This is a genomic window from bacterium, assembly GCA_035371905.1.
Lineage (GTDB): Bacteria > Ratteibacteria > UBA8468 > B48-G9 > JAFGKM01 > JAMWDI01.
Window position 1 is genome coordinate 24,563 of sequence record DAORXQ010000014.1, and the last position, 6,413, is coordinate 30,975.

Genomic DNA, 6,413 nt, shown 5'->3' on the forward strand with positions numbered 1-6,413 from the left:
AAACGGCTTACTTTAATAGAAGAGGATTTGAAAAGATTAAATAGGCCAGAGATAAAAAAAATATAAGTATGCTATGAAATTTATTGATATAGAGAACAAAGAATACAGAAAAAAAGAAGTAATTGAGAGATTTTCATATAGATTGACAATAAAGAAGAATTTATACAGGAAGGAAACAAAATAAAAGAGTATCATAAAGAAAAAGTTGTTAAAATCATTGATAGAAGTTGGTGTAAAAATGAATGCAAAACTCAAGTTTAACCTTGTTCTATTTCCGTTATTCTTTTAATGTCAGGGTCTGTAAAAATATCTGTTTCATCAATACTCTGGGAAGAAAACTCGCTTACTATTGCGCCTTTATCTCCTGCCTGAAACCAGTGAAGTGTATCTGGTGGAATTGTATACTGCTGACCGGGTTTTAAAATTATCTCATGCCAGACAGTAAAATATTCTTTTCTGCTTTTCAATATTGCTTTTGGATTTTCTACAGGTTCTCCTGGAATATAAAGATAAACCTCTCCATACCTGCATCTGAATGTCTCTTGCTTCCCCGGATTTTTCTCAGATATTGGTGGATGCCTATGCTCAGGACATGTCTGCCTTGGTAATAAAACAAGTTCCTTTGCACAGTATCTTTCATTATTTACATAAACAATAATCTGTAATCCAATTTCATCTGGAATTCCAAGACCTGCATCAACAACTTCCATATTTTTGTACTCATCTTCAGTTATAACAATCCCTGCTTTCTTCAACATTTCAAATGACTTTTTCTTCAATTCCTCTACCTTGCTTCTTTTAATCATTTTTTTCCCCTCCTTTTATCCAATATTTTTTTAATTTCTCTACCAGCATTGTTTCTAAATTTTTATAAGGAGTTATTTCCTTTTCTCTGAAAAAATTGTATAAAAGGCTTAGTGTTTTCCCTTCTTTAAATAGTACATTCATAATCCCTTCTTCCCACAGTTTTTCATTTTCTAAAATTTTTCTCCAGTATCTTAATTCTAAATCTTTAATCTCCTTAAAACTTTCCTCTGGAGTTCTATCAAAATTAATCTCTGGCAATTCAGGCAAATTTTCCTTCCAATTTTGCTTCAAAGTTTCTAATTTACCCTTTCTTTTTTGAAGAATCGTGGTCATCCCTAACCTTCTGTTCAATAAAATAATAGTTATTACCATCTGTAAAATATTGATCCAAAAACTATTCTTCTCCAGTTTTATTATTAATAACTTTTTTATTTAAACTTTTAAACCCTATTTCATTAAAAATCTCATCTATTATTTCTTCAACCGCATCCCCTAATCTAATTTCATGAGATTGAAGAAGATGTTGTAAAATTTTTGCACCGGGTTTTGTTGGCCTAAATAAACCAATAAATCTTTCCGGTTTCTCTGCTAATTTTTTCAATAACTCTTTTTTTTCTCCCTCAAAAATATGCCTATTTAAAATTGAACAAAATTTTTCATAGTTCATTGTTTACCTCGATTTTTTCAAATATTCCTTCCATTCTCTATGTAACTTTAAAGTTTCCGTTAATTTTAAAGAACTTTCAAATCTTTTTTTTATTCCTTATACATATTTTTGATTAATTTCTATTATAACAAAATTTCTATTTAACCCTTTGGCAACATATCCAGTTGTTCCTGTCCCTGCAACAGGGTCTAATATTAAATCTCTTTCTTTTGTGCTTGTTAAAATTACTCTTTTAAGAAGTTCTATTGGCTTTTGAGTTGAATGAAGTTTTTTCCCATTATAGTCTTTAATTCTTTCTTTTCCCCAGCAAATTGGTAAAACCCAAACATTTGCTCCTATCGTTCCTATCCCAAATTTTTTAGCATATTCCTTGTTAAATGTATATCTTTTAACATTTTTATCTTTTACTGCCCAAATAAGAGTTTCAGTTGCATTTGTAAACCTAACTCCTAACCAGTTAGGCATTGGATTTGTTTTCACCCATATAACATCGTTAAGGATCCAAAAACCTAAGTCTTGCATAATTTTTCCAATCCTAAAAATACTATGATAAGTTGCTATAACCCATATTGTAGCATTGGACTTCATTACTCTTTTTACTTCTATAAGTAAATTTGCAATAAATTTATCATATTCTTCAAAACAAGAAAATTTATCCCATTCATCATTCACCCCTTCAACTATACTTTTAACTTTCCATCTCCTTAACTCTTTTTGAGGAAGTTGTAAAAAATAAGGGGGGTCAATAAAAACCATATCAAAACTTTCTTCTCTTAACTTCCTTAAAACATTAAAGCAATCTCCTAAAATAACTTTATTTTTAATTTCTGTTGTCGTATAATGTATCTTTTCTGGACTATCTTTTATTATCATCTCTTCCTTTTGCTCAATAAACAAATCTCCATTTATAATTTTCTTCATTTTATTACCTTTTTTATTCTTTCTATTACTTTTTCTTTTCCAAGGAGTTCTATCATACCAAACAAATCAGGGCCTTTTGTTCTTCCACTGACTACAAATCTCAATGGATGGAAAACAAAAGATGTCTTTAATCCCTTTTCAGAACAGTAATCCCTAACTTTTCTTTCTATTTCCTCTCTTTTAAAATCATCCATTTTCTCAAAAACATCTGCAATTTCAGATAGAATTTTCTTTGTATTTTCATTTATAAGTTTTTCAAAGTTTTCTTTTTCATATTCAGGGTCTTTTAAGAAAAATTCAATAAGATACGGAACCTCCTTTAACTTCTTTATTTTTTCCTGCTCAAGAGATATCGCTTTTTTTATATATTCTTCCTTTTCTCTTTCAACATTGTCATAAAGTAATCCTTTCTCTTTCAAAAAAGGTAAGGATAACTGGTATATTCTATCAATTGATGAGTTTCTTATATATAAACTATTCATCCACAATAATTTTTCAGGGTCAAAAACAGCACTTGCTTTATGACATCTTTCAATTGAAAACTCATTTATTAACTCTTCTTTTGTAAAAATTTCTTTACTTTCAGTTGTTCCCCATCCAAGTAAAGAAATATAATTAAAAAATGCTTCTGGAAGATAACCCTCTTCCTTATATGCTCTTACAGATGTTGCTCCATGTCTTTTGCTTAACCTTGTTCTATCAGGTCCCAATGTCATAGACATATGGGCAAATTGAGGGATTTCTGCTTTTATTGCTTTAAAAATTAAAACATGTTTTGGAGTATTGGGAAGATGGTCTTCTCCCCTTATTACATGAGTTATCCTCATCAAATAATCATCTATAACAACAGCAAAATTAAAAGTAGGGGTCCCGTCTGACTTCATTATAACAAAATCGGTTAAATGTTCTCCTTCAAAAACAACTCTACCTCTTATTAGGTCATTTATCTCTATTTTCTCTTCAGGAACTTTTAACCTTAAAACATACTGCCTTCCTTCTCTTTCATACTGACTTATTTTTTCTTTTGTTAAATTCCTGCATCTACCATCATAACCAGGAGGAAGTCCTTTCTCCTGTGCCTGTTTTCTCATTTCTTCAAGTTCTTCTTTTGTACAGAAACATTTATAAACAAACCCTTCCTTTAAAAGTTTTTCAGCAAATTCCCTGTAAATATAAATCCTTTCACTCTGCCTGTAAGGACCATATTCTCCTCCAACATCAGGGCCTTCATCCCATTCAAGACCGAGCCACTTTAAATCTTCTATTATCGCCTCTTCATATTCCTTTCTACTTCTTTCTATGTCTGTATCTTCAATTCTTAAAACAAATTTTCCTTTATTCTTTCTTGCAAATAAATAATTAAATAAAGCAGTTCTTGCATTACCAATATGTAAAAAACCTGTTGGACTTGGTGCAAATCTGACTCTTACCATATCTCTCCTTTTTTAAAAATTATACTTCAAAACCATAAAAAAATAAAAAGTACCTGTCTTTCTTAAAAATGAACAAAAAATTTAATTATTTTCACGCATAATTTAATCCATAAGATGGTAGAGGGATGGGTAAAATTTTTTTCCAGATACCATTTTGATTTTCTTCATGGAAGTTAAATAAAAATTCAGAAAAAGTTGTTAAATTCTCAAATTTTTTTTCTTCATTATACGCTTTTAAAAGAAATTTGTTATCTTCTGTCCTGTATTCAATCTCTATATTCCTTTCTCTGAAAAAATCATATAAAGAACTGAAAAGAATTTCAGGGTTAATAAGTAAAATCGTTCCCATCTCCCTTTTTTCCTTTTCTTTTCCAAGAAGATAGTGTAATTCTCTATCCCATAAAGGAACAAATATATTCTTTTTCCCTCTTCTACTTTTCCATGCTTCAACAAGAAACTTTCTTGAACCTGCAAATTCTCTGTTGTATCCAATATTTATAACTCCCTTTCTCTCTCCTTCTGCCCAATAACCTAAAATTTCCCGTTCTTTCTGAATAACATATATTCTGCTTTCGCATAACATTACTTTTTTTCTATATTTTCCGTTATATAAAGAAAAAAGTTGTGAGAAATCTTTGTTTCTTATAAATCTAACAGGTTCCTTTTGATAAATTTTCATACAATCAGAAAACATTTCATCCCTGAACCTTTTTATTTTAAAATCTACTTTTTTATTTTTACCTCTAATTTGATAAACATAATAAAGCATACTTACAGCACCTATCCTTTTATATAAAGACCTGCCTCCTGAAATCATTAAATATGCTATTTTATCTTCTGTTGCCTTTTCTATTGCTTTCTGTAAAAGAGCAGAGGCAAATCCTTTACCTCTATAATCTGGATGTGTACAGACATTTCCAATTTCTCCTATTTTCATTCTATTACCGTAAACATTTATTTCTTCTTCCACCAGCCCGACAAAAGAAACAATTTTTTTATTCTCAATTGCTATAAAAGTATTTCCTTTCTCTATATTCTCTTTGCTGTACATTATCGGTGTCTCAATACCCATGCTTTTTTCTTTAGGACGGAAAACTAAATCAGCCAATTCAATCATTTCATCCAGAACTTCTAAATTACCCTGTCTTATCTCCATTTTTATCCTCCTTTTATTCAGTAAGTATAGATGATGCAAGATAAAGAGAACCAAAAATTAACCAGTTTTCTTTTGTCCCTTTTATGTATTTATATGCTTCTTCTGGATTTTCAATTATTTTGACATTTTTTTTGTTTTTTAACAAACCTTTTAAAACAGATGGCTCAATGGCTCTATCTGAATTTGGCTTTGTTAAAATTATTTTACCTGCGTGTTTTTCAAAAATCTTAACCATGTTTTTGTAGTCCTTATCCTTTAAAATGCCAACAAGATAATTAAATCTAGTATCAGGAAATATTTTCTTCACATTTTTCATCAAATTCTTAACTCCGTCAACATTGTGTGCTCCGTCAAAAATAATATAAGGGTTTTTTTGAAGAATTTGAAATCTTGCCTTCCAGTTTATGTTTTTTATTGCCTCTCTTATATCTTTCTCTTTTATCATGTATCCCTTTTCCTTCAAAATTAAACCTGCCTCAATCGCTATTGACAGATTTTCTACCTGATGAGTTCCCAATAGATCTGTTTTTAAATTTTTATATTTCTCTCTTCCATTAAAATCAAAAATCATCCCTGAAGGAGAAAGAGAAACAATTCTGCCTTTAAAATCTTCACCATAAATAAATAATTCTCCTTTTTTATCCTTTACCTTTTTCTTTATAACATCAATTGCATCTTTTTTCTGTTTTGCTGAAATAACCATTGTTTTTTCTTTTATTATTCCTGCTTTTTCATTTGCAATCATTTTATAAGTTTTTCCAAGAAATTCTGTATGGTCAAGTCCAATTTTGGTTATTATCTCTAAAAAAGAGGGAAGGACATTTGTTGCGTCAAACCTTCCTCCCATTCCAACCTCACATACAAGAATATCAATTTTTTTATCATAAAAATAAGAAAATGCTATTATTGTAAGTGCTTCAAAATATGTCGGATAAAGGTGATATGGCTGTTTTTCTATAAGTTTTCTTAACTGTTCAATTTTCTCTATAAAATCTTTCTCTTTTATTTTCTCTTCATTTATTCTTATTCTTTCTTTTACATCAATCAAATGAGGGCTTGTATACAATCCAACCCGGTATCCTGAAGTTTGAAGAATTTTGCTTAATGTTTTACATACAGAACCTTTTCCATTTGTTCCTGCAACAAGTACTGATGGATATTTATAGTGTGGGTTACCGAGTTTTTCAAGATAATAAATGGTTTTATCAAGTCCAAGTTTAATTCCAAAATCACTTAAAGAATCAAGAAATTCTAAAGGTGTGAGATTGTTCATGAATGGAAGATTCTTAAAATTTTTATTAATGTTTCTTTTAAATTTTTCCTCTCTACAACCATATCAATTAAACCATGTTCATATAAAAATTCAGATGTCTGAAAACCTGGAGGAAGTTTTTGTTTAATCGTCTGCTCTATAACTCTTGGTCCTGCA

Annotated in this window: 8 protein-coding genes; all 8 read right to left on the reverse strand. The window is 29.7% G+C overall.

Features of this window, described 5'->3' with window-relative positions:
• Positions 1-257 precede the first annotated feature (257 nt).
• On the reverse strand, positions 258-806 hold the full coding sequence (locus tag PKV21_02770) for a D-lyxose/D-mannose family sugar isomerase (protein HOM26412.1): 549 nt from the start codon (positions 804-806) through the stop codon (positions 258-260).
• A complete protein-coding gene (locus PKV21_02775) occupies positions 799-1,179 on the reverse strand; it encodes a type II restriction endonuclease (GenBank protein ID HOM26413.1) in 381 nt (126 codons plus the stop codon). Before PKV21_02775 ends, PKV21_02770 begins: the two co-directional genes overlap by 8 nt.
• A 22-nt stretch (positions 1,180-1,201) precedes the next feature.
• A complete protein-coding gene (locus PKV21_02780) occupies positions 1,202-1,474 on the reverse strand; it encodes a restriction endonuclease (protein ID HOM26414.1) in 273 nt (90 codons plus the stop codon).
• Between the two features lie 96 nt (positions 1,475-1,570).
• Entirely contained in the window at positions 1,571-2,395 is an 825-nt protein-coding gene (locus tag PKV21_02785; protein ID HOM26415.1) for a DNA methyltransferase, read from the reverse strand.
• Positions 2,392-3,828, reverse strand: a complete 1,437-nt coding sequence (gltX, locus tag PKV21_02790; protein HOM26416.1) for a glutamate--tRNA ligase — start codon at positions 3,826-3,828, stop codon at positions 2,392-2,394. Before gltX ends, PKV21_02785 begins: the two co-directional genes overlap by 4 nt.
• A gap of 91 nt (positions 3,829-3,919) precedes the next feature.
• A complete protein-coding gene (locus tag PKV21_02795; GenBank protein HOM26417.1) occupies positions 3,920-4,984 on the reverse strand; it encodes a GNAT family N-acetyltransferase in 1,065 nt (354 codons plus the stop codon).
• Positions 4,985-4,997: 13 nt separating this feature from the next.
• Complete coding sequence (locus PKV21_02800) at positions 4,998-6,257, reverse strand: folylpolyglutamate synthase/dihydrofolate synthase family protein (protein ID HOM26418.1); 1,260 nt, start codon at positions 6,255-6,257, stop codon at positions 4,998-5,000.
• On the reverse strand, positions 6,254-6,413 hold a 160-nt coding region (locus PKV21_02805; protein HOM26419.1), incomplete at its 5' end, for an acetyl-CoA carboxylase carboxyl transferase subunit beta. The genes PKV21_02805 and PKV21_02800, both read right to left, overlap by 4 nt.